Here is a 3899-nt window from a genome sequence, read left to right as displayed (position 1 = left end):
CGAACTGTGGCTGCCGCTGCGTCGCGCCGGCTACCTGCAGACCGTGAGCGCCTGCAGCGACAGCTGGGTCCTGCACACCGGGCAGCACAGTGTCTGCGAATCCGGCGCGGCGCAGTGGCTGGCGCGACTGGGCGCCGGGCTCGACGCGGAGACCCAGGCCTTGCACCGCGCCTATGTCGAGGAAGCCGAGTGCGCGGTGCGCCAGCGCGCGCTGGCGCGGCAGGCCTACGCGCAGCAACGGCCACTGCTGGCCACCGCGCTGGACGCCGCCGATGCGCACGAGCGCGCCTACCGCTGCGAACAACTGGCTAGCCATCGCGACCATCCGTTCTATCCCAGCGCACGCGCCAAGCTCGGCCTGGACGATGCCGACCTGCCGCGCTACGCACCGGAGTTCGGCCCCAGCTTCGCGCTGCGCTGGCTGGCGCTGCCAATCGCGCAGGTCACCCAGACCACGCCGCCGCCGGCGTTCTGGCCGCGCCCGAGCATGCTCGGCCTGGATTCGACGCTGGACGCCGACCACGTCGCCTGGCCGCTGCACCCGCTGATCTTCGCGCGGCTGGGCGAGGACGGCTTCGCCCTGCCGGACGGCGCGATCGCCGCGCCGCAGCCGTGGCTGCAGGTGCGGCCCTCGCTATCGCTGCGCACGGTGATTCCGCTGGCGTTTCCCGATCATCATCTGAAGCTGCCGGTGCCGATGCGCACGCTCGGCGCGCTCAACCTGCGCCTGATCAAACCGTCCACGCTGTACGACGGTCACTGGTTCGAACGCGTGCTGTGCGACCTGGCCGCGCACGATCCGGCGCTGAGCGAACGCTACCTGCACGTGGACGAGGCGCATGCCGGCCATGTCGGCGAGACCCGCCACCTGTCCTATCTGCTGCGCCGCTATCCCGCGCTGCCGGACGCAACCCTGGTGCCGGTGGCCGGCCTGTGCGCGACGCTGCCGGATGGCCGACCGCTGGCCGCGCACCTGGCCGATCGCTTCCATGGCGGCGACCTCACCGCCTGGTGGGACAGCTACCTGGCGCTGATGTGCCAGGTGCACCTGCGGCTGTGGCTGCGCTACGGCATCGCGCTGGAGGCCAACCAGCAGAACAGCGTGCTGATCTACACCGCCGGCCGCGCGCCGCGGCTGCTGATGAAGGACAACGACGCGGCGCGGGTGCTGCTGCCGCGGCTGTACGCGCAACGGCCGGCGCTGGCCGCGCTGGGCACCCCGCGCGACGCGCGTATCGTGGTGCAGGACGACGCCGCGCTGGCGCGGATGTTCTGCACCATCATCCTGCAACTGGATCTGCAGGCGGTGCTGGAAGGGCTGGCGGAATGGCAGCCGGGACTACGCGCCCCGCTGTACGCACTGCTGCGCGCGCGCCTGCACGGCACCCTGCGTGCGCTGCGCGAGGACGGCATCGACACCGCCCCGGCGCAGGCGCTGCTGGACGCGCCCACGCTGCCGGTGAAGTACCTGCTCAGCGCCGGCAGCCTGCTCGGCAAGCAGATCACCGGCGCGGCGGACATCAACAAGTTCTACGGCGACAGCGCGCCCAACCTGCTGCGCGAGGATGCGCTGGCGGCGCGCGCGGTCGCGGCCGGGGCGGCGCGATGAAGCGCCTCCTCGGCCCGGTGCTGGCCGCGCATTATCTGGCCGCCTTCACCGCGCTGGGCATGCCGCTGTTCCTGCCGCAGGTGCTGCAGCAGCTCGCGCCGGGTGCCGCGATCGGCTGGAGCGGCGTGCTGTACGTGCTGCCGACGCTGTGCACTGCGCTCACCGCCAGCGCCTGGGGCCGGCTGGCCGACCGCTATGGACGCAAGCGCTCGCTGCTGCGCGCGCAACTCGGCCTGGCGCTTGGCTTCCTCATGGCCGGCTTCGCGCCGAACCTGGGCTGGCTGGTCGCCGGCTTGGTCGTGCAAGGCGCCTGCGGCGGCTCGCTGGCCGCGACCAACGCCTATCTCAGCAGCCAGGCGCAGCGTGGCTCGCTGGCGCGGGCGCTGGACTGGACCCAGTTCTCGGCACGCCTGGCGATGGTCACCGCACCGGCGCTGCTCGGCCTGGCCACCGCGCTGGGGCCGGCGCAGTCGCTGTACCGCTACCTGGCGCTGCTGCCGCTGCTGGCCTTCGCGCTGAGCTGGCGGTTGCCGGCCGATCCGCCGCGCGTGCCGGCGGCAGTCGCATCCACACCCGCGATGCCGCAGGCGGATGCGGCGCAGCGCCGCCAGCGCTGGGCGCTGTGGACCACGCAGTTCCTGTTCTGCTTCGCGATGGTGGTGACTTTTCCTTACTTCCTGCCGTATGCGCAGGCGCACGGCATCGGCAGCAGCGCGGTCGCCGGCCTGCTGTACAGCCTGCCGCACCTGGTCTACCTGGTGCTGATGCCGTGCTGGCGCGGTCGCGACCACCGCATGTCGCCGCTGCCGGCGGGGCTGGCGCTGTTCGCACTGGCCTGCCTGCTGCAGATGGCGCCGCCGGCGCCCGGCTGGTTGATCGCCGCGCGGCTACTGTTCGGCCTGGGCATGTGGATGGCGCTGCGCGGCCTCAACCGCAGCCTGGCCGAGGTTGCCGGCGGGCGCGGCGCGGGCCAGTTGTTCGGCCGCTTCGATGCCGCCGGCAAGTACGCCGGCGTCGCCGGCGGCGCCCTCGCCGGTGCCCTGGTGCAAGGCCATGGCCTGGCCGTTCCCTTCCTCGCCGCCGCCGCGGCCGCCCTGCTGGCGCTGCTGCCGGCCCTGATGCTCACGTCCGTTCGGAGAACCGTCCATGTCCCCGTTGCCGATGCATGACCCGTGGTACGACAGCCTGGCGCAAGCGCAGGCGATCACCTGCTGGCTCAACTGCTACCTGCGCGAAGTCGCGCTCGATCGCGGCCTGGCCGACTTCGACTATCGCGGCCTGGACCGGCCCGGCATCGCCGCCGCCGGCGAGCGCTGGCTGCGCCTGCGCCTGCCCTCCGGCGCCACGCTGTGCGTGCGCCTGGCGCATGCCGACCGCCTGGGCCGCTGCCGCTTCGCCTCGGCGCCCTACCTGAAGGCCGACGGCCGTCCGTGGCACTGCCTGGACGCAGAGGCGCTGGTGCGCCTGCTGCTGCAGGAACTCAGCGAAGGCGAGCACGCGCCGAACCTGGAACTGCTGGCGCAGAGCGCCAACAGCATCGCCATCACCGCGCAGTTGCTGCGCCAGGCCGACGCCGCCCAGCCCACCGGCGAGGCGCTGATCGATGCCGAGCAGTCGATGCTGTGGGGCCACGCCTTCCATCCCACGCCCAAGAGCCGCGAAGGCGTGCCGCTGGAGCAGGTGCTGGCCTGCGCGCCGGAAGCGCGCAGCGCCTTCCCGCTGTTCTGGTTCCGCATCGATCCGCGCCTGTATCGCGCACAGGGCGATGACGTGCGCGCGACGCTGGCGCAGGCCGGCGGCGGCGCCGACCTGTACCCCTGCCATCCGTGGGAGGCCGAGCGCGTGCTGGCACATCCGCTGCTGCGCCAGGCGCAGGCGCGCGGCTGGATCGAGCCGCTGGGCGAACGCGGCCTGGCGCTGCGCCCGACCTCGTCGGTACGCACGCTCTACCACGCCGAGCTCGATCATTTCCTCAAGCTGTCGGTACACGTGCGCCTGACCAACTGCGTGCGCAAGAACGCCTGGTACGAACTGGAAAGCGCGGTGGCGCTGACCCGCCTGCTGGCGCCGGACTGGCAGGCGCTGGCGCAGCGCGTGCCCGGCTTCCACGTGCTGCTGGAGCCGGCCGCCACCGACCTGGACTTCTCCGCGCTGGACGCCGATGCGCAGGCCTGCCGCGAACTGGGCGAGAGCTTCGGCGTGCTGTACCGGCAGGCGATCCCGGCGGCGCAGCGCGCACGCTATCGCCCGCAGGTGGCCGGTGCGCTGTTCACCAACGACGCACGCGGCC

The 3899-nt window shown here is 72.8% G+C and carries 3 protein-coding genes; all 3 read left to right on the top strand.

All coding sequences use genetic code 11. The annotated features are described in order from the left end of the window. Positions 1-1609, top strand: a 1609-nt coding sequence (locus D588_RS25800) for an IucA/IucC family protein (RefSeq protein ID WP_017917435.1), incomplete at its 5' end; no start/stop codon positions are given. After that, a complete protein-coding gene (locus tag D588_RS0121260) occupies positions 1606-2778 on the top strand; it encodes an MFS transporter (protein WP_017917434.1) in 1173 nt (390 codons plus the stop codon). The genes D588_RS25800 and D588_RS0121260, both read left to right, overlap by 4 nt. After that, on the top strand, positions 2756-3899 hold a 1144-nt coding region (locus tag D588_RS0121255), incomplete at its 3' end, for an IucA/IucC family protein (RefSeq protein WP_043086620.1). The genes D588_RS0121260 and D588_RS0121255, both read left to right, overlap by 23 nt.

It is taken from the genome of Xanthomonas sp. SHU 308, from assembly GCF_000364645.1.
Lineage (GTDB): Bacteria > Pseudomonadota > Gammaproteobacteria > Xanthomonadales > Xanthomonadaceae > Xanthomonas_A > Xanthomonas_A sontii.
Note: the sequence above shows the minus strand (reverse complement) of the source record. Positions and strands in the feature narration are given on the sequence as shown.

Coding starts and splice junctions, on each gene's coding strand:
- D588_RS0121260 (WP_017917434.1), top strand. CDS start 1,606: ATGAAGCGCCTCCTCGGCCCGGTGCTGGCCGCGCATTATCTGGCCGCC.